This window comes from Flavobacterium saccharophilum (assembly GCF_900142735.1).
Classification (GTDB): Bacteria; Bacteroidota; Bacteroidia; order Flavobacteriales; family Flavobacteriaceae; genus Flavobacterium; species Flavobacterium saccharophilum.
In genome coordinates, this window is the sequence record NZ_FRBY01000007.1 from 151,823 (window position 1) to 175,543 (window position 23,721).

26 protein-coding genes are annotated in these 23,721 nt (G+C 33.1%); 20 read left to right on the plus strand and 6 right to left on the minus strand.

Translation table 11 applies throughout. From position 1 onward, the window contains the following. Positions 1 to 15: 15 nt before the first annotated feature. The 5 genes from BUA98_RS21155 to BUA98_RS21175 all read right to left on the minus strand — a co-directional run bounded on the left by BUA98_RS21155 (position 16) and on the right by BUA98_RS21175 (position 3,305). The gene (locus tag BUA98_RS21155; RefSeq protein ID WP_072975827.1) at positions 16 to 921 is read right to left on the minus strand and encodes an archaemetzincin family Zn-dependent metalloprotease; all 906 of its coding nucleotides are present in this window, start codon (positions 919 to 921) and stop codon (positions 16 to 18) included. A 10-nt stretch (positions 922 to 931) separates the two neighbouring features. Next, positions 932 to 1,795 carry a sugar phosphate isomerase/epimerase family protein gene (locus tag BUA98_RS21160; RefSeq protein WP_072975829.1) on the minus strand — a complete coding sequence of 288 codons (864 nt, stop codon included), beginning with the start codon at positions 1,793 to 1,795 and terminating at the stop codon, positions 932 to 934. A 54-nt stretch (positions 1,796 to 1,849) separates the two neighbouring features. Then, positions 1,850 to 2,392 (minus strand): NADPH-dependent FMN reductase, encoded by a 543-nt coding sequence (locus tag BUA98_RS21165; protein WP_072975831.1) that lies wholly within the window; start codon positions 2,390 to 2,392, stop codon positions 1,850 to 1,852. Positions 2,393 to 2,407: 15 nt separating this feature from the next. Next, on the minus strand, positions 2,408 to 2,872 hold the full coding sequence (locus BUA98_RS21170; protein WP_072975833.1) for a nuclear transport factor 2 family protein: 465 nt from the start codon (positions 2,870 to 2,872) through the stop codon (positions 2,408 to 2,410). Between the two features lie 88 nt (positions 2,873 to 2,960). Then, positions 2,961 to 3,305, minus strand: coding sequence for a hypothetical protein (locus BUA98_RS21175; protein ID WP_244279245.1), 345 nt, complete (start codon positions 3,303 to 3,305; stop codon positions 2,961 to 2,963). Positions 3,306 to 3,584: 279 nt separating this feature from the next. Here BUA98_RS21175 and trmD point away from each other — a divergent pair, with 279 nt between their 5' ends. The 16 genes from trmD to uvrB all read left to right on the plus strand — a co-directional run bounded on the left by trmD (position 3,585) and on the right by uvrB (position 19,784). Then, positions 3,585 to 4,262, plus strand: a complete 678-nt coding sequence (trmD, locus tag BUA98_RS21180) for a tRNA (guanosine(37)-N1)-methyltransferase TrmD (RefSeq protein WP_072975835.1) — start codon at positions 3,585 to 3,587, stop codon at positions 4,260 to 4,262. 215 nt (positions 4,263 to 4,477) lie between these two features. Then, positions 4,478 to 4,828 (plus strand): 50S ribosomal protein L19, encoded by a 351-nt coding sequence (gene rplS / locus BUA98_RS21185; RefSeq protein WP_072975836.1) that lies wholly within the window; start codon positions 4,478 to 4,480, stop codon positions 4,826 to 4,828. 282 nt (positions 4,829 to 5,110) lie between these two features. Continuing rightward, a complete protein-coding gene (locus tag BUA98_RS21190; RefSeq protein WP_072975837.1) occupies positions 5,111 to 7,333 on the plus strand; it encodes an NADP-dependent isocitrate dehydrogenase in 2,223 nt (740 codons plus the stop codon). Between the two features lie 134 nt (positions 7,334 to 7,467). Further along, a complete protein-coding gene (locus BUA98_RS21195) occupies positions 7,468 to 9,849 on the plus strand; it encodes a TonB-dependent receptor (RefSeq protein ID WP_072975838.1) in 2,382 nt (793 codons plus the stop codon). A gap of 36 nt (positions 9,850 to 9,885) precedes the next feature. Then, complete coding sequence (locus BUA98_RS21200; RefSeq protein ID WP_072975839.1) at positions 9,886 to 10,707, plus strand: DUF4249 domain-containing protein; 822 nt, start codon at positions 9,886 to 9,888, stop codon at positions 10,705 to 10,707. A gap of 10 nt (positions 10,708 to 10,717) precedes the next feature. Then, positions 10,718 to 11,200, plus strand: a complete 483-nt coding sequence (locus tag BUA98_RS21205) for a GyrI-like domain-containing protein (RefSeq protein WP_072975840.1) — start codon at positions 10,718 to 10,720, stop codon at positions 11,198 to 11,200. A gap of 20 nt (positions 11,201 to 11,220) precedes the next feature. Continuing rightward, a complete protein-coding gene (locus tag BUA98_RS21210) occupies positions 11,221 to 11,799 on the plus strand; it encodes a hypothetical protein (RefSeq protein WP_072975841.1) in 579 nt (192 codons plus the stop codon). Positions 11,800 to 11,814: 15 nt separating this feature from the next. Further along, complete coding sequence (locus BUA98_RS21215; RefSeq protein ID WP_072975842.1) at positions 11,815 to 12,255, plus strand: DinB family protein; 441 nt, start codon at positions 11,815 to 11,817, stop codon at positions 12,253 to 12,255. 95 nt (positions 12,256 to 12,350) lie between these two features. Beyond that, a complete protein-coding gene (locus BUA98_RS21220) occupies positions 12,351 to 13,013 on the plus strand; it encodes a thiamine diphosphokinase (protein WP_072975844.1) in 663 nt (220 codons plus the stop codon). Between the two features lie 128 nt (positions 13,014 to 13,141). Further along, the gene (locus BUA98_RS21225) at positions 13,142 to 13,741 is read left to right on the plus strand and encodes a hypothetical protein (RefSeq protein WP_072975846.1); all 600 of its coding nucleotides are present in this window, start codon (positions 13,142 to 13,144) and stop codon (positions 13,739 to 13,741) included. Positions 13,742 to 13,878: 137 nt separating this feature from the next. Further along, complete coding sequence (locus tag BUA98_RS21230; RefSeq protein WP_072975848.1) at positions 13,879 to 14,409, plus strand: hypothetical protein; 531 nt, start codon at positions 13,879 to 13,881, stop codon at positions 14,407 to 14,409. Positions 14,410 to 14,522: 113 nt separating this feature from the next. Continuing rightward, entirely contained in the window at positions 14,523 to 15,494 is a 972-nt protein-coding gene (rlmF, locus tag BUA98_RS21235; RefSeq protein WP_072975850.1) for a 23S rRNA (adenine(1618)-N(6))-methyltransferase RlmF, read from the plus strand. Between the two features lie 60 nt (positions 15,495 to 15,554). After that, entirely contained in the window at positions 15,555 to 15,794 is a 240-nt protein-coding gene (locus tag BUA98_RS21240; protein ID WP_072975852.1) for a uroporphyrinogen decarboxylase, read from the plus strand. A 197-nt stretch (positions 15,795 to 15,991) separates the two neighbouring features. After that, positions 15,992 to 16,651, plus strand: a complete 660-nt coding sequence (locus tag BUA98_RS21245; protein ID WP_159433481.1) for a DUF3800 domain-containing protein — start codon at positions 15,992 to 15,994, stop codon at positions 16,649 to 16,651. A gap of 101 nt (positions 16,652 to 16,752) precedes the next feature. Beyond that, positions 16,753 to 17,697 carry an alpha/beta fold hydrolase gene (locus BUA98_RS21250; protein ID WP_072975862.1) on the plus strand — a complete coding sequence of 315 codons (945 nt, stop codon included), beginning with the start codon at positions 16,753 to 16,755 and terminating at the stop codon, positions 17,695 to 17,697. A 95-nt stretch (positions 17,698 to 17,792) separates the two neighbouring features. Next, positions 17,793 to 19,784, plus strand: a complete 1,992-nt coding sequence (gene uvrB, locus BUA98_RS21255) for an excinuclease ABC subunit UvrB (RefSeq protein ID WP_072975864.1) — start codon at positions 17,793 to 17,795, stop codon at positions 19,782 to 19,784. Here the strand turns inward: uvrB and BUA98_RS21260 are convergent. Continuing rightward, positions 19,781 to 20,182, minus strand: a complete 402-nt coding sequence (locus BUA98_RS21260) for an excinuclease ABC subunit B (RefSeq protein WP_072976048.1) — start codon at positions 20,180 to 20,182, stop codon at positions 19,781 to 19,783. The two genes, uvrB and BUA98_RS21260, sit on opposite strands and share 4 nt — an antisense overlap. A gap of 55 nt (positions 20,183 to 20,237) precedes the next feature. Here BUA98_RS21260 and BUA98_RS21265 point away from each other — a divergent pair, with 55 nt between their 5' ends. The 4 genes from BUA98_RS21265 (at position 20,238) to BUA98_RS21280 (ending at position 23,719) form a co-directional block, all read left to right on the plus strand. Continuing rightward, the gene (locus tag BUA98_RS21265; RefSeq protein ID WP_072975872.1) at positions 20,238 to 21,038 is read left to right on the plus strand and encodes an alpha/beta hydrolase; all 801 of its coding nucleotides are present in this window, start codon (positions 20,238 to 20,240) and stop codon (positions 21,036 to 21,038) included. Positions 21,039 to 21,063: 25 nt separating this feature from the next. Beyond that, entirely contained in the window at positions 21,064 to 22,074 is a 1,011-nt protein-coding gene (locus BUA98_RS21270; RefSeq protein WP_072976050.1) for a dipeptide epimerase, read from the plus strand. A 5-nt stretch (positions 22,075 to 22,079) separates the two neighbouring features. After that, positions 22,080 to 23,105 carry an aminotransferase class I/II-fold pyridoxal phosphate-dependent enzyme gene (locus tag BUA98_RS21275; RefSeq protein WP_072975875.1) on the plus strand — a complete coding sequence of 342 codons (1,026 nt, stop codon included), beginning with the start codon at positions 22,080 to 22,082 and terminating at the stop codon, positions 23,103 to 23,105. Positions 23,106 to 23,260: 155 nt separating this feature from the next. Beyond that, a complete protein-coding gene (locus tag BUA98_RS21280; protein WP_072975878.1) occupies positions 23,261 to 23,719 on the plus strand; it encodes a DUF1456 family protein in 459 nt (152 codons plus the stop codon). Positions 23,720 to 23,721 lie beyond the last annotated feature (2 nt).

Genomic DNA, 23,721 nt, shown 5'->3' on the forward strand with positions numbered 1-23,721 from the left:
AATTTACTTTTTTATTTATTGAACACTTTTCAAGTCTTTCTTCATTAACCCTATTCCTTCAGTTAAATTGTTTTCCTGAAAATACTTTTCTAATTCTACTAAGCGTTTTTTATTATCGTATTTAAATCCTGAATTTAATTTTCTTTGGCAGAGAGAACACAATCTTATAGAATGTCTATCTGTTTCCGGCATGCTATTAGTTCCATTCATTACACAATTAGCATTGATACAATGATGCAGACCAAACATGTGCCCAATTTCATGCGAACAAATTTTCAACAATCGATCTAAACATAAATTGAAATCAGCTTCTTGTTGCATTCTATAAATCGAACTTACTGCAATTTTATCTCTGTAAGATGCCAGTCCAAAAACATAATTCCATTCGGGTTTGGGATATAAATCTTTTTCTGTTATCGCCATCAAAGCAATTCCTTTATGTGTTTTTTCTTCTTTCAGAACATCGGTTAAAATATAACCTGCTAAAAATTGTTCTTGTCCCACATCGCCAATTCGTCTGGCCTTATTAGGAATAATGTCGTTTGAAACATTTTCTAAAACCTTAGTTTCTAATTGAAAGAAAACCTGCAAATATTGACGGACTAATTCAATTTGTCTTACTTGTAGCGAATCAAATTTTCCGATAGGTTTTAAATAGATAACATTCTCTTCTTTCGATGGGACAATATGTGGTGTTCTCAGGAATTGTTTAAAACTTTGCCCTTTTTCTTTATGAGTGTCCAGCCATTCCCCAAAAGTAGGCTCTCCAAGTTTAACATCATTAATTTTAATGTCTGTAAAATAAGGCTGCAACGGTATGTTTTCTTCCGGGTTTGATTGTAATTTTGGACTTGAATTTTCTTTTTTATCTGATTGACAGGAACAAAAAACCACCATAAACAACAAAAGAAGTTTCTTCATACCAAATTATTTAGATTATTTTTTTTGAAATAAAGTTGCAGCTTGTTTTAACAGATTCAAAAGCATTTGGAACATAATTATTTTCCTGTTCAACAAAAAAATAAATCATTCCTGATTGTTTAGCTGCTGCAAAAAAGGGCCTAAAATCAATAGAACCCGAACCAATTTCAGTATTCAGAGCAGGATTTACTTTGTCCATATCTTTAACATGCCACAATTTAAAACGTCCCGGATTTTCCTTAAACAATTGAAGCGGATCATTACCTGAACGAACTACCCAATATAAATCCAATTCAAAAGAAACTAAATTCTTATCGGTTTCTTTCAGCAGAATCTCATAGCCTGTGACACCATCCTGCTTTTTAAATTCAAAATCATGATTATGATACGCTAGTTTTAAACCCGCAGCTACGCACATTTTTCCAGCTTCGTTTAAGCGAGCGGCAATCTTATGAAAATCATTTCTAAAAGGTTCCTCAACCCAGGGAACGGTTAAATATTCATTTTTTAAAATTTTAGCAGCTTCAATCGCCGCTTTAACTTCTTCTAAATTCCCATCATATAAAAAGCTTCCTAAGTTATAATGTCCGCTCACCGCTTTTAAGTTATTGGCATCTAAGATTTTTTTAAGTTCAATTGGAGTCAGCCCCCAAAATTGATCTTTTATAGAAAAGCCATATGTTTCGACTGTTGTATATCCAGCTTTTGCAACTTTATCTAAAGTCGATTTTACATCTTTTGGAAGTTCATCACGCAAAGTATATAACTGTAAGCCTATTTCTTTTTTATCCATGGTGAAGGCAAATGATGGTGAAGCTAAAACCGCTGTTGCAGCCAAGCCTGTATTAATAATAAAGTTTCTTCTTGTAACCATTTTTTATCTTAAAAAAAATCCAAAAGTAAAGCTACTCTTTTTATTGAAATGCTATTATATTTCAGTTAAAAATTCCTTTTCGAAATTCATCATGAACTTATTAATAGTAGTAAGTGTTTCATTATTTATGATTTTTCCTTCTTCATTAATTTTTCCACGAACACCTTGTATCAGAATCAAATTTTCATCTTTAAATTGCGCTTCTAAGGTTTTCATTATCAAAATCAATTGTTCGTGAGCCATTTCTCCGGAAGCCGAAGCTGTAATCAATCCGATTTTCTTTTTTGAGAAGATCGTAGTCGAAACACACCATTCTAGTGCATTTTTTAAACTTCCGGGTAAACTAAAAACATATTCAGGAGTGCATATTATGATTCCATCGGCCAGAGCAATTTTATCTCTGAAATAAGTAATCACCGCCGGTGGATTCTCCGTATCTAAATCGGGATTGAAATGTGGCAATTCTTCTAAATCTTCAAATATTTCGACTTCAAATTCTGTTTTAAGATTTTCCGAAATGTGTTTTAAGATTTTATAATTGCTTGAATTTTTTCTTGTGCTGCCCGTAATGGCGAAGATTTTAATTGGTTTTGGCATTATCAATTTATTCCTTTATTTCTTAGTAGTATCCGCCTGAAAATTATCAAAATAAGTAAAATCTTTGGTAATTAATCCGTTCTCAATCGTGAAAATAGTGCAAATGGGTAATTCTAATTTTGAATTATCAGGAGCTGTTCCTGTTGAAATAAATTCTACAACAATATGATTTTCTCCGGAAGGATAAATTTGGATAATCTTATCGTGCAGATCAGGAAAAATTTCATTTAACTCCGCATATTTATCTTCTGTTTGCTTACGGGTTTGTTTTACAATTCCTTTTCCTAATGAAGGATCTTTGAAATCAGCAGATTCCGTATACATTTCAGCCATTTTTTTCCAATTATGACTATTGAAATACTCAAAATATTGCTTTATAATTTTTTCGTTTTTTGAAGTATCTATTACTTTTGATTGCTTTTGATTATTACAGGAAATAATTATAAAAACTGCAACCATGAGTGTTAGTAATTTTCGCATCCTAATTTTAGTTTTAAATTTTATCTAAATATACTAAAATTAGCCAAATACTCCTGACATAAAAAACTATCAATCTGATTTTAAACAATTACTTTGCCGTCAATAGATTCATCGTTGATAATTTATCTGAATCCAGCGATTGTGGTGGATAGTTTTGCTTTTCATTTCTAAAAGAAGAGACTTTTCCACTTTTATCTACATACATATAGGTGTAGTTCCAATAACTTGAACCTGCAGCTCTAGAATCACTTCCATTAGATTCATGGTAGATTTGGTCTGCATAAACAAGTATTTCACCGTCAGTGCTATTATCAAAAACTCTTATAGGAGTTCCCCAGGTTTTTATTAGGCTTTGTTTCGTTTTTCCAACCCATTTATCTCCTGCAATTTGTGAACTGGAACAGGCACATAAAACTAATATTGCTAGAAACACGATATAATTTTTCATAAGATTGGTGTTTAATATTTTTGGCAGAATAGGACTGAATTATTCAGGTATGTAATATTAATTAAAGTTAACAGATAGGTGTTTACACAAAATCATTCTAATGTTATATAATTATTACCTATTCAATTCTAAATAAAAAAATCAGTTCTTTATGGTTTACTCAAGGGCATATCATAAGGACTTAAACATTTGACATTTGTTTTTTTTCAAATTCTCAATTATTAACTTTGTATCTTTGCAGCCTCGAACTTTTGAAGAAAAACAATGCGAATTGACATTATAACAATTTTACCAGAATTATTAAGAAGCCCTTTTGAAGCTTCGATTATGAAACGTGCCATTGATAAAGGTTTAGTCGAAGTACATTTTCATAATTTGCGTGATTATACTACCAATAAACAAAAAAGTGTCGATGATTATCCGTTTGGAGGTGGTGCCGGAATGGTAATGACCGTGCAACCTATTGACGACTGTATTACGCATTTGAAAAGCCAACGCGAATACGATGAAATTATATATATGTCACCTGATGGAGAAACGCTAAACCAAAAAATGGCCAACACCATGTCGATGTATGAAAATATCATCATTTTATGCGGACATTATAAAGGTGTCGATCAACGGGTACGTGATCACTTTATTACCAAAGAAATTTCGATTGGAGATTATGTTTTATCCGGAGGAGAATTAGGCGCTTTGGTTTTATCAGATGCTTTGATCCGATTAATTCCGGGTGTTTTAAGTGATGAGACTTCAGCATTGACAGATAGTTTTCAGGATAATTTACTTTCAGGACCTATATACACAAGACCAGCAGACTATAAAGGATGGAAAGTTCCAGAAGTTTTGACAAGCGGTCACTTTGCCAAAATCGATAAATGGCGCGAGGATATGGCGTATGAACACACAAAGAACAGACGACCGGATTTACTCCAGGAGTAGTTTTCAGTCCCAGTCTCAGTTTTCAGTGAATTCGAGTACCTGTTAACTGCGACCGAAAAGCGAGACTAACACGCAATTTATCAATGAGTTAAAATAATTCACAATTTACAATTTATAATTCATAATTATTTTCTACATTTGCACCCGAATTAGACTAACCTCTGGCGAGATCCGTGAATGTTGCTCTATTATAAAAACCATAATTATAAGATATCATGGCAGATTTAATGAAATTCGTTCAAACCGAATTAGTTGCTAAAAAAGATTTCCCTGTTTTCGGAGCTGGAGATACTATCACAGTTTTCTACGAAATTAAAGAGGGTGAAAAAACAAGAACTCAGTTTTTTAAAGGAGTTGTTATTCAAAGAAGAGGTTCTGGTAACACAGAAACTTTTACTATTCGTAAAATGTCAGGAGCAGTTGGAGTTGAGCGTATCTTCCCAGTAAACTTGCCAGCTTTACAAAAAATTGAAATCAACAAGAAAGGTGCTGTACGTAGAGCTAGAATTTTCTACTTCAGAGAACTTACTGGTAAAAAAGCTAAGATTAAAGATAAAAGAAGATAATCATTTATCTCTTTGTTATAAAAAACTCGTTTCATATCATTTGAAACGAGTTTTTTTTTGCGCCTAATTTTTAAAATATCAAAACCGTAAAATTTTAATATCAAAATCATCGATTTGACAATTTAAAGATTCCAAAATAACAATCTGATAAATCCTGTATTTCTCTCTAAAACTACACCGTTTTCGGACTGATTTTATTATATTTGCTCCGCTCATTTTGAGCCGACTATACCTTTTCCATCGCCATCCTTTGACGATACGATTATAAAAAAAAAAAAAAAAATGACACAGAATTCAAAAATTTTTTACACCTTAACTGATGAGGCGCCTCTATTAGCGACTTATTCTTTGTTACCAATTGTTCAGGCATTTACTGCTACGGCTGGGATTGCTATTGAAACTAGAGACATTTCGTTAGCAGGTAGAATTTTATCTAATTTTCCTGAGGTTTTAACAGATGCTCAAAAAACTGGAGATGCATTAGCTGAACTTGGTCAATTAGCAACACAACCTGAAGCTAACATTATCAAATTACCAAACGTTTCTGCATCAGTACCGCAATTAAAAGCGGCTATTGCAGAATTACAGTCTCACGGTTACAAAATTCCTGATTTCCCTGAAGAGCCTCAAAATGATGCTGAAAAGGAAATTAAAGCAAAATATTCTAAAGTTTTAGGTTCTGCTGTAAACCCTGTTTTACGTGAAGGAAACTCTGACCGTAGAGCACCAAGAGCAGTTAAAAACTTTGCAAAAGCAAATCCGCATTCTATGGGTGCATGGTCTGCTGACTCAAAAACTAAGGTAGCTTCAATGCCAAATGGCGATTTCTACGGAAGTGAAAAATCACTTACTGTTGCAGAAGCTAATGATGTAAAAATTGAATTCGTTGCTAAAGACGGTACAACTACTGTTCTTAAAGCAAGTACTCCTTTAAAAGCAGGAGAAATAATCGACAGTTCTGTTTTAAGTGTGAACAAGTTAAAATCTTTTGCTGCTGAAGCAATTGCTGATGCTAAAAAAGAAGGTTTATTACTTTCTGTTCACTTAAAAGCGACAATGATGAAAGTTTCAGATCCAATTATCTTTGGCGCTATCGTTGAAGTTTATTTTGCTGATCTTTTCAAAAAATACGAAGCTTTATTCAATGAATTAAACATTGATACAAGAAATGGTTTAGGTGATATCTACGCAAAAATTGCAGGAAGACCTGAGCAAGCTCAAGTTGAAGCTGATATCACTAAAGCGATTGAAAACGGACCAGTTTTGGCAATGGTTAATTCGGATAAAGGAATTACAAACTTACACGTTCCTTCTGATGTAATCGTTGATGCTTCTATGCCAGCGATGATCCGTACTTCTGGACAGATGTACAATAAAGAAGGAAAACAACAAGATACTATCGCTATCATTCCGGACCGTTCTTACGCTGGACTATATACTGCTACAATTGATTTCTGCAAAAAACACGGTGCTTTTGATCCTAAAACAATGGGAAGTGTTCCTAACGTAGGTTTGATGGCTCAAAAAGCAGAAGAATACGGATCTCATGACAAAACTTTCCAAATTAAAGGTGACGGAGTTGTTCGCGTTGTTGACACAAACGGAAATGTTTTAATGGAACAAAACGTTGAAACAAATGACATTTTCAGAATGTGTCAGGCGAAAGACGCTCCTATTCAGGACTGGGTAAAACTGGCTGTAAACAGAGCTCGTTTATCTGATACTCCTGCTGTTTTCTGGTTAGATGAAAACAGAGCACACGACAGAGAATTGATCACAAAAGTTCAAAAATATTTAAAGGATTACAATACTGTTAACTTAGATATCCGCATCTTAAATCCGATTGCTGCAACTGAATTTACTTTAGACAGAATCATCAAAGGTTTAGACACTATATCTGTAACTGGAAACGTTTTACGTGATTATTTAACTGACTTATTCCCAATTTTAGAATTAGGAACTTCAGCTAAAATGTTATCTATCGTTCCATTAATGAATGGTGGTGGATTGTTCGAAACTGGTGCCGGAGGTTCTGCTCCTAAGCACGTTGAGCAATTTACGGAAGAAGGATATTTACGTTGGGATTCATTAGGAGAGTTCTTAGCTCTTGGTGCTTCATTAGAGCATTTAGGACAAACTTTAGACAATTCTAAAGCAATTGTTTTATCTGAGACTTTAGATCAGGCTAACGACAAATTCTTAGCTAATGATAAATCTCCAGCTCGTAAAATTGGTCAGATTGACAACCGTGGATCTCATTTTTACCTTGCATTTTACTGGGCTCAGGCATTGGCTGCTCAAAATAAAGATGCAGAATTGAAAGCGATCTTCACTCCAATCGCTGCTGAATTTGAAGCTAACGAAGCTAAAATCGATGCCGAATTAATTGGTGCACAAGGAAAGCCTCAAACACTTGGTGGTTATTACCAGCCAACTCCTGCATTAGTTAGCAAAGCAATGCGTCCTAGCGAAACATTCAATGCAATTATTGCAAAAATAAAATAAGTAACATATTGTTATAATTATATTTAAAAGACAACCATTTGGTTGTCTTTTTTTTTATCTTAACTAATGTTTAACAATCGTTACATACTAATATTTAGTAAGAATTCTTAACTATGTAAATCAAAATAACGAAGATGATTACAAAGAAAATCAGTATTTTAATTTTTATAATTTTTACGACTTTTACTTCATTTTCGCAGGAAAAATTCACTTTGAGTGGAACTATAACTGACTTTAAAAATAACGAAACCTTAATTGGTGTCAATATTTATATTCCTTCATTAAAGATAGGAACTACCACTAACGAATATGGTTTTTATTCGCTTACTGCCCCAACAGGCGAACATCAAATAGAGATTACATATGTTGGATTCCAAACGGTTCAAAAAACGGTTAACTTAAATCAGAATACCAAAATGAATTTCGGACTGAACGAAGGCGGCGAAGAACTTCAGGAAGTTGTAATCAAAGACAATAAAGGCAAAATTAATATCAAGTCTCCGGAAATGAGTGCGAACAAACTCTCAATCGCCACCATCAAAAAAATGCCGGTTGTTTTGGGAGAAGTCGATGTCTTAAAATCAATTTTATTACTTCCGGGTGTTACGAATGCCGGTGAAGGTGCTTCCGGATTCAACGTTCGTGGTGGTGGCGCTGATCAGAATTTAATATTATTAGATGAAGCCACAATATTTAATTCCTCTCACGTTTTTGGTTTCTTCTCTGTTTTTAATCCCGATGCTATTAAGGATTTAAAACTATATAAAGGAGGAATTCCGGCACGATATGGCGGAAGAGCTTCTTCTGTTCTGGATATTTATCAAAAAGATGGCAGCAGCAAAGATTTTCATGTAAATGGAGGAATTGGCTTAATTTCAAGTCGGATTTTAGCGGAAGGTCCTATCGTAAAAGATCGTGGTTCCTTTTTGATTGGAGGTAGAGCTTCTTACGCACATTTATTCCTTAAGCTATCAGAAGATCAAAAAGACAATTCCGCTTACTTTTATGATTTAAATACCAAACTGAGTTATAAATTGAACGATAACAACAATTTGTATTTATCAGGATATTTTGGGCGTGATGTTTTCAGTTTAAATAAAAGCTTCACTAATATCTATGGAAACTCAACCTTAAATCTTCGTTGGAATCATTTATTTTCTGAAAAATTATTTTCAAACCTGTCTTTAATTTACAGCGACTATTATTATGGATTAGATCTGGATTTTGTGGGATTCAAATGGGATTCAGGCATCAGAAATTACAATATCAAATATGATTTCAAACATTATATTTCAGATAAATTCAAACTGAATTATGGCTTAAACGGAATCTATTACGAATTTAATCCCGGAACCATTAAACCTAGTGATCCCGAATCCGGAATTAACCCCGATCAATTAGACAAAAAATATGCTTTCGAACCTTCTTTTTACATTGACGCCGAAAATCAGCTTTCAAAAAAAATCACTATTGCTTATGGATTGCGCTATAGCTTATTTTACCGTTTAGGAGAATCTACCGTTAATTTATACGAAAACAACAATGCAGTTGTCTTTAACTCTGATTTGCAGATTTACGAAAAAGGAACGCCAATCGGAACTAAATATTACGGAAAAAATAAAGTCATCAAGAGCTTTAATAACCTCGAACCTCGTTTTTCAGCTTCTTACCAGCTAAATGACGATCAGGCAATAAAAGCAAGTTATAATCGAATGGCACAATATCTTCAGTTGATATCGAATACCTCATCTCCTACTCCACTTGATGTCTGGATGCCAAGTGATACTTATATTAAACCACAAATTGCAGATCAGGTGGCGCTGGGTTATTTCAGAAATATTAAAAACGGTGCTTACTCTCTGGAAGTTGAAACCTATTATAAAGAAATTCAAAATCGACTGGATTATATTGATGGTGCCGATTTGATTGCAAACAATGCTATTGAACAAGTAATTTTAAACGGACAAATGCGAGCTTATGGTTTAGAATTGATGTTCAAAAAAAATGAAGGTAAATTCAATGGCTGGATTTCGTACACTTTATCCAAATCAGAACAGCAAACACCGGGAAGAACTCCTGATGAATCTGGAATCAATAACGGACAATGGTACAGTTCTGCATACGACAAAACACATAATTTAGCCATTACTTCTGCTTATAACCTGAACGAGAAATGGTCATTTGGCGCTAACTTTGCGTTACAATCCGGACAACCAGTAACTTATCCGAACGGACAATATGAATATTTAGGAATAACTGTCCCAAGTTACGGTCTAAGAAACGAGAATCGTCTTCCTGCATACCATCATTTAGATGTTTCGGCGACATTAACTCCAAGAAAAAACAGAGACAGAAACTGGAAAGGCGAATGGGTTTTCAGTATTTATAATTTATATAATCGCAAAAATGCAGCCTCTATTAATTTCCGTCAAAATGTAGACACTGGTCAAAACGAAGCTGTAAAAGTATCTATTTTCGGAGTTGTACCTGCTGTGAGTTATAATTTTAAATTTTAAAATCACTTTCTGCTCAAGAAGTTAAAAATATATACCATGAAAAAAGTAACTTTACTAATCGTATTTTTTACAGCAATTTTCTTCACCAGTTGCGAAGAAGTTGTTGATGTTGATTTAGATACCGCACCACCAAAATTGGTAATTGAAGCGGCAATAAACTGGCAAAAAGGCACAACAGGTAAACAACAGACTATAAAATTAACTACTACAACTGGTTATTTTGAAAACGTAATTCCAACCGTTTCTGGTGCGACGGTTTATGTAAATAACAGTAGTAATGAACGGTTTAATTTTATAGAAGTTCCAAAAACGGGTCGATATGTATGTACTAATTTTAAGCCTGTAATCGATGAAGAATATACATTAACTGTTATTAGTAATGGAAATACTTATACTGCAATTGAGGTTTTAAAATCAGTAGTACCCATTACACGAATTGAACAAAATAACGAAGGTGGTTTTACGGGAAAAGATATTGAAATAAAAGCTTTTTATAGTGATCCGTCAGATTCGGAGAATTTTTATTTATACAAATATGTATACTCTAATAAAATCAAATCAACCTATTATGTTGATGATGATGAATTTTATAACGGAAATGAATTTTTCAGTCTTTCAGATGATGATGAACTAGAAGTTGGAAATGAAATCGAAATAACGCATTACGGAATTTCGAAACAGTATTATAATTACATGAATATTTTAGTTAGCATTGCAGGCAGTAATGTTGGAGGACCATTTCAGTCCCCTCCCGCAACTGTCAAGGGAAATATCATCAATACAACCGATAAAAACAATTACCCTTTAGGTTATTTCTCACTTTGCGAAACCGATTTAAAAAAATACACCGTAAAATAAACCAACAAAAATGGAAGCCCAAATTAAAATTTTAACCGAAAAAAAATTAATCGGCAAATATATAATCATGTCGTTTATGGAAAATAAAACCTTTCAATTATGGAGCGGGTTTATGCCAAGACGAAAGGAAATAAAAAATCCGGTCGATTCTAATTTATATTCGCTTGAAGTTTTTCCACAGGATTATTTTGATAATTTTGATGCAAATAGAACCTTCCAGAAATGGGCTGCTGTAGAAGTCAAAGATTTTGATACTCTACCAGCTGAAATGGAATCGTTAATTATTCCAACCGGAATATATGCTATTTTTATACATAAAGGTCCAGCCACTGAAGCGCATCAAACTTATCATTCCATCTTTGCAGAATGGCTTCCTAATTCTGATTATATAGTAGATGACAGACCACATTTTGCTGTAATGGATGAAAGATACAAAAAGGATGATCCTGATTCTGAAGAAGAAATTTGGATTCCTATAAAAAACAGACCGTAAATAAAACTCTATTATCATTTATGAATTATAAAAATTATTCTAATGAAGATTTAATTGAAGCCTATAATACAATGTTGGATTATTCTGGAAAAGCAAGTAATGAAATTCTTTTAGAAATTGATAAAAGAGGGGGACTTGACGTTTTTCTATCAAACATAGAATTTAACAAATCTAACAAAGAGGAGATCAATAGAATATCTCAGGAAGTTTACAATCTTAGTAAAGATTTTAATGATTTAGAATTTATAAAAGGTCTCATAAAATCCGAAACATTAGAACATAATGAACTAGATAAATTGGTGACATTAAAATTTGAGCAAAATCAAGCATTCTTAAAGAATAGAAAAATTGACCAAAAAACAATATTCGGAAGTTTAGTTGGAATGATTATAGGCATTATAATTAGTTTAATTTTCTACATTTTAGTCACATCTTTATTAGGCAAATTTGTTTTTTACCCAATAATTGGAGTTTATTTTATTTGTTATCAAGCAATAAAATTAATTACAAAACAGACTAGAGACAACATATTAGTCTTCTTAAGTTCTTTTGCAGGTACAATTTTAACAATGGTTATATTATTTCTTTTTTCAAGATAAATTAAAACAAATATCATGCTAACCGAAACGCTAAAATCACTTTTTAACCGTGATCTCAATAAACTAAAAGCTGAGATAGAATCCTATCAGGACGAAAGTCAAATTTGGGCAATTGACAAAAACATTTCAAATTCGGCCGGAAATCTTTGTTTACATCTCATTGGAAATATTAACACTTATATCGGGACCGAATTGGGAAAAACCGGTTATGTTCGAAATCGTCCTTTAGAGTTTTCTTTGAAAGATGTGCCAAGATCTGAAATAATCAACAAAATCGACGAAACCATTTTAGTAGTAAATAATACGCTTGATTCTTTGACTGAAGCCGATTTAAAAGCCATTTATCCTCAAATCGTTTTCGAAAAAGAAATGACAACAGAATTCTTTTTAGTACATCTTTCGACACATTTAGCCTATCATTTGGGACAAATCAATTATCACAGACGTCTTATTTAATTTTAGATTTTAGATTCCAAAAAAATCTAAAATCTAAAATCCGAAATCTAAAATAGTACACGTACCTTTGCACCACAATAAAAAAACAATTCAGCATGTCATCACATCATATAGTTCGAGACGATCAGGAACCTGCTTTAATCATTGCCAATGGAGCCGCCTGCAACCCTGAACTATTAGGACAATTACTGGAATGGTCACCGCTTGTTGTTGTTTTAGATTCGGCTATCGAACGCGTTATTGAATTAGACATAAAAGTCGACGTTCTTCTGGGTGATTTTGATCGTGGTTTCGATCCCGAAATCTATAAAACATCACAATATCCAATCGAAATTGTACATGCCCCAGATCAGGACAAAACTGATCTTGAAAAAGCTTTCGATTATTTAATAGCGAGAAAAATTCCAGCCGTCAATGTAGTTTGGGCCACCGGAAGACGTGCCGATCATACGATTACCAATCTTACTAATATCGTTCGTTATCGCAATTTGCTTAAAATTGTAATTCTCGACGATCACTCCAAAATATTTTTATTGCCGAATAAATTCGAAAAATGGTACACGGCAAAAACCCCCATTTCGTTGATTCCAATTGGCGTTGTAAACGGAATTAATTCGACCAACTTAAATTATCCACTTCAAAATGATACGCTGACAATGGGCTATAGAACCGGAAGTAGTAATTCAGTCGCACAAGACGGGCTTGTAACGATCACGCACAACAATGGCGATTTGTTGTTGATGGAGTGTATTGATTAAATTGTTCTTTTGAGCGGGAAGTCGAAGGTTCTTTTATACTATCCTAATACCAATTTACATCAACTAATCGAAAAAGCTACAGCCAACACCGTTAGTACCAATACAACCAAAAGAAACGAACAACAACTATGAAATCAAAATTAATAACAATTTTAATAATCACTTTACTTATATTTAGTTTCACTAGTAAAAATGAAATTGAAGAATGTTTTATTTCTTTTAAATCTTCTACCAATTTAACACCTGCAACACCAGACAGACTTCCTGAGGCTTATAGAAAAGGAAGAAAAGTTACCACGTATAAAGGCGAAGTCGAAATCACTTGTATTGATGGTTATAGAGTTTTGTATAATAATAACAAAAAAGTTCCATTCGTAAATCTAAAAGTAGAGCTTTCAGAGCGTAAAGCATATGAAAAAGACCAAAAACACCTAATTGAAAACTTAAAATATTTAAATTCAAATTCAAGTGGAATGGAAAGCAAAGACCTAATAGAACTTGAATTTAATGGTTACAAAATTTATGGACTTAGCAGAGGAAGTATTGAATCTGGAAGTACATTAGGAACCTTTATTATGTTCCCAGGAAATGGTGTTACAGTTTATTTCTACTTCAACAATCTCAAACCAGAATACAGAAATTTTGAAAATGTTGACGACTACAAAAAACAGCGTGATAGATTTATTAAGGAATACACAAAATACCTGACAACTTGCAAAGGTAAATAAGTACTAGAGCTACTACAACGGATTTAGGCAAGTGTCTTAATAAAAGATTTGTTTTGTATTTAAGAGATTTTGCAAATTCGAAAAATGAGCTTAATTAGTACCAAACCCGCTGTAATATTAGAACGTTGTGAGCTACCTTGAAAAAAGCCGAAATAAAAAAAATGCGTTATAAAAGAAAAATTAAATTAGAATTTCACGAAGAGAAATGGTTTAAACTAATTTGTTTTTTTGTATTTTTTGGATGGTTATTGTATATCATAAATCCAACATTTCAAATTAACAAAAATGAGTTAGTTGAATTAGATGTAACCGTTTATAAAGAATGGAAAACCGGTGGACAAAGAAATCCAGTCAAACTTTCTTTTACAGTTAAAGAATATTCTAATCGTTTTGGAATTTATGTTGGTGGCACTTATGGTAGATGGACAGAAGTAACAGAGACTCTGGTACCAAACAGAAAAATTAAAATTAAAATTCACAAAAGCAATAAGCATAACTTAAATAAAGAAACTGAAGTTATTCCTATATATTATTTAAAAAACGATAACTCCTACATAATATTTAATGAGGACCAATTCAATGAGGGTGAAAAAAGTTCAGATAATCGTGTTAGGGGATTTTTTGTCATAATTTTTCTATTTGGATTATGGAGAATATGTACCGAATAAGAAAAGGCAGTCACACAAACCTACTACAACCGATTTGAGCATTTGATTTAATTGAAAGTTTTACAAAATCTTTTCTAAAAAAGGAATGACTATCTTTGCACCAAATTTACAAAATGAAAGCAACAGACAATTCTGAAAAAAACAATTTACATCCTCGAAATCTTCATCGCTCACGCTATGATTTCAAACTTCTTATTTCAAATTGTCCTGAATTAAAAGCGCATGTTGCCATTAATCTTCATGGAATTGAAACTGTTGATTTCAGTAATCCTGTTTCTGTAAAAGTTTTGAATAAGGCTTTATTGCAAACGTATTATGATATTCAAAATTGGGATATTCCCAGAAATTATCTTTGTCCTCCAATTCCCGGGAGAACAGACTACATACACTATTTAGCCGATTTGTTAGCAGAAACCAATAACGGAATAATTCCTTTGGGCGCAGATGTGCTAGGTTTAGATATTGGAACAGGTTCCAACTGTATTTATCCCATTTTAGGAAATGCAATTTACGACTGGAGTTTTGTTGGAACTGATATCGATAAGAAAGCTATCGAAAACTGCAGTAAGATTATCGAAAGAAATCCAAAACTAATTGATGCAATAAGTTTACAATTACAAATAGAATCTCGTTTTATTTTCAAAAACATAATTACTCCCGAGGATCGTTTTACTTTCACAATGTGCAATCCTCCTTTTCATGCATCAGCTGAAGAAGCGAATAAAAGTACATCTAGAAAAGTTTCTAATTTAAATCCAAAGGAAAAGAAAATTACTAATCCTGTTTTAAATTTTGGAGGACAAAGCGACGAATTATGGTGCAACGGTGGTGAAATAGGTTTTGTAACTCAAATGATTTATGAAAGTGCCAAATATGCCATGCAATGTCAATGGTTTACTACTTTGGTTTCTAAAAAAGAAAATCTTTCAAGTATTTACAAAACTTTAAATAAAGTAAATGCAGCATCCATCAAAACTATCGATATGGCTCAGGGCCAAAAAACAAGCCGAATTGTAGCGTGGACTTTTTTAAGTGAAGCACAGCAAAAATCCTGGAAAATTCAAAACGCTGATTTTCAGCAATAAAACTTGATATTATTATTTGCTTTTGGTAGATTTGATTGTAAATCATTTAATATCAAAAACATGGCAGATTATATTGGTTACCTGGCTTCCGTTTTTATTGTGGGAGGTTTTTTACTGAAAGACCTTAGAACAATCCGATTTATTAATCTCTTTGGATGTATTTGTTTTGTTATTTATGGCATCTTTTTAAAAGATTATAGCGATGTCAGTCAATGGCTTTTACCCGTTATTATTCCAAATGCTATTTTGGCTGTTGTGCAGCTTTATCATTTAACAGTTAAAGATCCTAAGAGATTATAGTTCCATATAAAAATAAAACAATTCTTACAAAAATTTATTATTCATCATTTTTATTATATATTTGCATTAAATAAATAGGTAATTCCTGATTCAACGTGGCGGTGAGACATCTACCATAAATGTATTTTTAATACATCGTTCTCAGGGTCTATTTTTAAAAATACCAAAGGGCTTTTATAGCCCTTTTTTTTATGCCCATGAATATATACATAGACGAAAGTGGTGATTTAGGATGGAAGTTGGATAAACCCAATAGACATGGAGGTTCAAGTAAATTTATCACAATTACAGGTGTTGTTATTTCAAAAGATGAAGAAAAATTTATTTCTCGCTTCATAGCTGATATCTATAAAAAATATAATCTAACTCCAAATATTGAAAAGAAAGGTGCTAATTTTTTACCAGAACATTCTTCTTTCATAACTTCCCAACTTGCAAATAAAATAATTAACAAATGTGATTCATTCAAAATCATTTCTATTACTGTAAATAAATCAAAAGTTTTTGATTCATTGAGAAAGGATAAAAATATATTCTATAATTATGTTTTGGGGTTATTATTAAAACCCGAAATTATTCAATTTAAGAGTGCCAAAATAATACTGGACAAAAGAACTATCAAAGTAAGCCACGGGGAAAGTTTTCCTGATTACATAAAAACCGAAATCTGGGGGAACGGCCTCGACATAGAAATTTCTTGCCACTTTTTAGAAAGCACTAATAACAAAATGATCTGGTTTGCAGACTGGTATGCAAATTTTATTTGGAGAAATCACGAAGACAACGAATCAAGTTCTTACGATCAATTAAAGAATCTGTCAAAAGATAAATTTACTGAAAAAAAATTATTCTTTTAACTTTCATTACATCCTAAGAGATTGTAATTCTGATATATTAAAACAAAATTCTAATACTTTATCTGTATTATTCTCAGTACCTTTAAGGTAAATTGAATTTTATGAATACACCAAAAATATGCTTGAGAATCGCCCTATTATTATTACTTGTAAGTTGTGCTTCTTCTAAAAAAGCAAAATTTGAAGATTACGTTTTTGAAACAAAAACCGAAAAACAAGCTTATCTAACTTCATATGATAAAGCTTTAAAACTTTGGGAAATCCCGTATAAAGAAGAAAATATTAAAACCAGTTTAGGAACTGCACACATCATTATGGCAGGTCCGAAAAACGGAAAAGATCTTGTTTTACTTCATGGAATGGACGCCAGTTCTACGATGTGGTATCCGAATATTAAAGCCTTAGCTAAAAATCATCGTATTTACGCGATAGACTTTTTGATGGAACCCGGAAAATCAAATTTAACAGCAAAACCACTTTCTCGTGAGGAAATGGTAATATGGTACAATGAAATCTTCCAACATTATAAATTAAAGAAATTTGATATTGTTGGGGCTTCCCGAGGGGGTTGGATTGCAACTTTATTAGCTATCCAAAAGGAAAATAATATTGATAAAATAGTGTTATTAAGTCCGGCGCAAACCTTTAAATTTATTGATAAGGTTGGAAAAACAAGTAATGCTTTAATGCTGAAACTCTTCCCTAGTGAAAAGAAATTCACCAAAACCCTAACAACATTTTCAACGCATCCCGAAAAAATTAGCCCCATTTATAAAAGACAATTTTATCTGGCCAACAAATATGCAAAATCAAATTCAAGCATGCTGAAAATGATGCCCTTTTCAGATGATGAACTACAATCTATCAAAAATCCGGTTTTAGTTTTAATTGGAGATCACGACGTCATCAATTCTGATGAAAGCTTAGAAAGAGCACAGAAATATTTAATCAAAAATAAAACTCAAAAAATAACCGATGCGGGTCATTTTTTAAGTATTGATCAGTCTAAAATCGTGAATGATGCAATGGTTAATTTTTTAGATTAATTTAATACTCTAATAACTCTTAACGAGGTATTTAATCTTTTAAATCGAATTCAAACTTTGTATCTTTACAAAACTAAACTTTTCATCAGTCAAAAATGAATTTCCAGGTATCCTCAGAATATAGTCCGAAAGGCGATCAGCCACAAGCAATTCAAAAACTAGCACAAGGTGTTCGGGATGGCGAAAAATATCAAACTTTATTAGGTGTTACAGGATCTGGAAAAACATTTACAGTTGCTAATGTTATTGAGGAAGTTCAAAGACCTACTTTGGTCTTAGCCCATAATAAAACTTTAGCTGCACAATTGTACTCTGAATTCAAACAGTTTTTTCCAAATAATGCGGTTGAGTATTTTGTTTCTTACTATGATTACTATCAGCCTGAAGCTTTTATGCCTGTAACGGGTGTTTTCATCGAAAAAGATTTATCTATCAACGAAGAGCTTGAAAAAATGCGTTTGAGCACCACTTCTTCCCTACTTTCAGGGCGACGCGACATTTTGGTTGTGGCTTCGGTTTCTTGTCTGTATGGTATTGGAAATCCAGTTGAGTTTAAGAAAAATGTAATTGAAATACATAGAGACCAGGTCATTTCACGAACTAAGTTATTACACAGCTTAGTACAAAGTTTATACGCCAGAACGGAAGCCGATTTTAATCCCGGAACATTCAGGATTAAAGGCGATACCGTTGAAGTCTATCCAAGTTATGCCGATGATGCTTTTAGGATTCACTTTTTTGGAGATGAAATTGAAGAAATAGAATCTTTTGATGCCAAGACTTCGCAAGTCATTGAAAAATTCAAAAGACTGACCATTTATCCTGCCAACATGTTTGTGACTTCTCCGGAAGTACTGCAAGGCGCTATTTGGGAAATCCAACAAGATTTAGTCAAACAAGTTGATTATTTTAAAGAAATAGGAAAACATCTGGAAGCAAAACGTTTGGAAGAGCGTACTAATTTCGATTTAGAAATGATTCGCGAATTAGGTTACTGCTCCGGAATTGAAAATTATTCGCGTTACCTTGACGGACGACAAGCCGGCACAAGACCTTTCTGTTTATTAGATTATTTTCCAGACGATTTTTTGATGGTTGTAGACGAAAGCCACGTAACCGTTTCACAGGTTCACGCCATGTACGGTGGTGACCGCAGCCGTAAAGAAAATCTGGTTGAATATGGTTTCCGCTTACCGGCTGCAATGGACAACCGACCTTTGAAGTTTGAAGAATTCGAGGCCTTGCAAAATCAGGTTATTTATGTTTCTGCAACTCCAGCCGATTATGAATTGCAAAAATCAGACGGAATTTATGTGGAACAAATCATTCGCCCGACAGGATTATTAGATCCTGTTATAGAAGTAAGACCGAGTTTAAATCAGATTGATGATTTAATAGAAGAAATTCAGGTTCGTTGTGAATTAGACGAAAGAGTTTTAGTAACCACTTTAACCAAAAGAATGGCCGAAGAATTAGCTAAATATTTAACTAAAGTTAATATTCGTTGTCGCTACATTCACTCTGAAGTTGATACTTTAGAACGTATCGAAATTATGCAGGATTTGCGTAAAGGTATTTTTGATGTTTTAATTGGTGTTAATTTACTTCGTGAAGGTTTGGATTTACCGGAAGTTTCGCTTGTGGCTATTTTAGATGCTGATAAAGAAGGTTTTTTACGTAATCACAAATCATTGACCCAAACTATTGGTCGTGCCGCAAGAAATCTTAACGGAAAAGCAATTTTATATGCTGATAAAATGACAGGCAGCATGCAGAAAACGATTGATGAAACCAATTATCGCAGAACGAAACAAATTAATTTCAACGTTGAAAATAATATTACTCCTCAAGCTTTAAACAAGAAAATCGACAGTGCGTTTACCAAAAATCCGTTGGTCGAATATGAATTAGGACATACTTTGTCAATTGCTGCAGAACCAGAAACGGCTTATTTATCTAAAGGAGAATTGGAAAAAATGATTCGTGAGAAACGAAAATCAATGGAAAAAGCAGCCAAAGAATTGGACTTTTTACAAGCTGCAAAATTACGTGATGATATTAAAAAACTACAGGAACAATTATCTTAATTATGTTGTTCCTGAAAAACTCTCAGCAAAAGTTTAGGGTCGATCATAGCATTTGGGGCTTTTTTCATCAAATCTAAAACCCTTTTTACTGCTCCGGGATTCAAACCCATTTCAATGGCAATTTGTTGTATTCCTTTTGCTTCTTTTTCATGCAAAATTCCATCGCAATGCATAATTAAAGCCAGTCTGTAAAACTGCTGAATGCGCTGAAACTCTGATTTTATAATTTGTTTTGTATGTTCCTGATGAAACAAATCATTAAAAACATCAAAATCAATATTTAATTCCTGGGCAACAAGCCACAAAAAATCATACTCCCTTTTGTGCAATTTTCCATCAACGGTAGAAAAAGTTATCATTTCTAAAAGTAAACTTCTCTTTTCTGCTTCTGTATTCATCAATTTATTATTTTTAGCTAAAATATTGCTGTCAAATTTAAACACAAAAATACTAATGATTAGAGGATTATTCTTTTTTATTTTTCTGTGGATGATCTCCATAGGAAATGCACAGAGTACTGCTTCAAAAAATGTATCGACTTTTACGATCGAAGCTCCTCAACTCAAAACCACCAAGAAAATCTGGATCTATTTACCTGAAGGTTATTCGGATTCAACCAAGAAAAAATACAGCGTCATTTACATGCACGATGCACAAAATTTATTTGATGCCAAAACCTCTTATGTTGGTGAATGGAATGTTGATGAAAAACTAGACAGCCTTAAAGCTCCTGTTATTGTCGTAGGAATTGAACACGGAAATGACAAACGAATTGATGAATTGACGCCTTTTAAAAACGAAAAATACGGTGGTGGAAATGCAGACAATTATCTTGATTTTATTGTAAAAACACTAAAATCCTATATCGACAAAAATTACCGAACCAAAACCAAAGCCAAAAACACTACTATTATGGGAAGTTCACTTGGAGGTTTGGTTTCTTACTATGCAATCTTAAAATACCCGGAAGTTTTTGGAAATGCAGGTGTTTTTTCGCCTTCCTTTTGGTTTTCAAAAGACATTTATACCCTAACAGAACAAGCTCCAAAAAATAAAACCAGAATCTACTTTTTATGTGGAGACAAAGAAAGTGACGATATGGTAGCAGAAATGAAGAAAATGGAAACGCTTTTAGACCGTAATCGATGTTATTGCCTGCATCTGACGAAATCGAAGATTGTAAAAAGCGGCGAACATAATGAAAAGCTCTGGCGCGATAATTTTGTAAACGCTGTTCTTTGGCTTGGCTATTAGAATAAAATTAAAACATCATTCAATCATGAAACTAATCTTAAGAGAGTATAATTTAAAACTCAAACATACTTTTACCATATCAAGAGAATCAATTGATTTTCAGCCTTCCCTTATTGTAGAATTACAAAGTGACGGCTTATCCGGTTTTGGTGAAGCTACTTCAAATCCGTATTACAAAACTACTGTTCCGATGATGATAGAGGATTTGGAAAGATTTAGAAGTACCATTGAAGCTTCTGAAAATGAAACTCCAGAGGTCTTTTGGGGAAAAATATATCCGTTTTTAAAACACGATATGTTTGCTTTGTGTGCTCTGGATTTGGCCTATAACGATTTGTATGCACGTAAAAAAGGCAAAAAACTATACGAATTATGGAATTATACTACGGAAAGAAATCCGCTAACTGACTATACTATTGGGATTGCTTCCATAGAAAAAATGGTGTCTAAAATGAAGGAACTCCCATGGCCGATTTATAAAATTAAGCTGGGAACAAAAGAAGATATCGCGATTGTAAAAGAACTTCGTAAACATACTGATGCTATTTTTAGAATTGACGCCAATTGTGGCTGGGGGGTTGAAGAAACCATTAACAACGCCGTTGAATTAAAAAAATTAGGCGTTGAATTTCTGGAACAGCCCATGAAAGCAGACAATTGGGAAGCACACAAAGAAGTTTTCAAACATTCCGTTTTACCTGTAATTGCAGATGAAAGCTGTATTATTGAAGAAGATGTTTCCAGATGTCACAATCACTTTCATGGTGTAAATGTAAAATTGGTAAAATGTGGCGGATTAACTCCAGGAAAACGTATGATCGAAGAAGCCAAAAAACTGGGATTAAAAACAATGGTAGGCTGTATGACGGAATCGACTGTAGGGATTTCTGCCATTGCGCATTTATTACCTCAGCTGGATTATGTTGACATGGACGGCGCTTTGCTTTTAGCCGAAGATATTGCGACTGGTGTAACTATAAAAAATGGTGTTGTCTCCTATTCTGAGCTTAACGGAACTGGTGTAACTTTACTTTAATCAAAATGAATGTCAATCAATTTCCAGATCGACTCATAGAAATAGACCAAGAGCAATATTTGTATTTTGGCGGAACAGCTTATTTGGGTTTGTCCACAAATAAAGCTTTTCAGGAATTGGTTATAAAAAATATTCTAAAATGGGGAACGACGTACGGAAGTTCCAGAAATGCAAATATAAAAGTTACGGCTTACGAAAACGGAGAAACTTTTTTAGCCAATTACATTAAAGCAGAAGCTGTAGTTACGGTTTCTTCCGGAATGCTGGCTGGGAAATTAGTAATCGATGAATTGAAAAAACAAATCGATACTTTTTGTCATTTTGACGATATTCACACGGCGATTCAAACAGATAATAGTTTACCTGTTTTTATTGATGGAAAAATCAATTCCAGATTATTAGATGACAAAGAAGAAAAAATTACGCTCCTGACTGATGGAGTTCCTTCTTTTGAAACCAATACTATTGACTTATCCGTTTTACGAGAAATTCCCAAACACAAAGAAATTACATTACTTATTGATGAATCTCATTCTCTCGGAATTTTAGGCGAAAATGGCTGCGGAATTTATTCTGCAATCAATCTTCCGATAAAGAGAAAAATTATGGTTTCTTCACTGGGAAAAGCTTTTGGTTTAACGGGCGGAGTAATTGTAAGTGATGCTTCATTTATTGAAGAAATTAAGAAATCAGAAATCTTTGGTTCTGCTGCCGGAATGAATCCTGCGTTCGTACAGACTTTGGCAGATGCTTCCGAAATATATCCAAAACAACATCAGAAATTAGTTGACAATCTTGCTTATATCGACCAAAAACTTGTCAAAAACGATTCTATCAAATTTGACAAAAGGTATCCTTTAATTTATCTAAAAGACAAAAATATTATTGAAATATTAAAAGAAAATAAGATTATAATTGCCAGTTTTAAGTACAAACAAAACGCAGATAATCTAAATAGAATTGTCGTCACAGCCAATCATATCCAAGAAGATTTAGATAAATTGATCAACATTTTAAACCAAAATAGATAAAAAAGTTTACCACAAATTTCACAAATTTTCACAAATTAGCTTCAACTTTATTCGCAACGTAATTGGTGGAAATTCATGAAATTCGTGGCTAAAAACTTTGTAGCAATTCCATACTCTAATTGCTTTTAAAACGTACCTTTGTAAAAAATTAAACGATGACGAACAACGATATCCTAAAAAAACTGCGCGTGGCTTTGATGCTCCGTGATGATCAAATAGTTGAAATTTTAGAATTAGTAGATTTTAGAATTTCAAAATCAGAATTAGGAGCTTTTTTCAGAGCCGAAGATCATGAAAATTATATGGAATGTGGTGATCAGGTTTTGCGTAACTTCCTAAATGGATTGGTAATTCATTTAAGAGGGACCAAAGAAAATCCTAAAAACCCGAATGATGTTTTAGCGAAACATAAAGCAGAAATTCCAAAGAAAGACAGTACTAAAGAAAGACCTGAATTTAAAGCAAGTCCAAAAGATGCTGAAAAAGGGAGAGGCGACAAAGCTCCTTCTAAAACGGGTCCGGCTGCTAAAAAACCTTTCAAGAAAAAACCGGCTACTCCTAAAATACAGGTTGTAGAAAAGGTTGTATATAAAAACGGAAAGAATAAAAAATAATT